This is a genomic window from Monashia sp. HAY1-2A, from assembly GCF_056755315.1.
The window spans coordinates 1-228 of record NZ_JBNDHY010000901.1 but is presented as its reverse complement, the minus strand read 5'-3'; the positions used below and the strand labels follow the sequence as shown (position 1 = coordinate 228).

General features: G+C 72.8%; 1 pseudogene. It reads right to left on the bottom strand.

The features are described 5' to 3' along the window. Positions 1-212 (bottom strand): annotated as a pseudogene (locus ACPYOM_RS24365) (hypothetical protein); the annotation flags it as partial. Positions 213-228 lie beyond the last annotated feature (16 nt).

The following is a 228-nucleotide window of genomic DNA, read 5'->3' as shown; positions in this document are numbered from 1 at the left end:
AAGGCTGCGACGGGGTCGAAGGCGCCGGGCGGCAGGGCACGAGCCGGCGCGAGCGTCTGCATGCGTGCGAGCGTCAGCGACGAGAGGCGCCCACGCCGCACGAAGCTGCGCACCCGCGCCGGGGTGACGCCCTCAGGCAGGTCCGGGACCTCGTGCACCGTTCTGCGTGCAGCGGTCTGCTCGTCGTGCTGACCGTCGGGATGCTCCTCCACGCGGGCATCGTAGTGA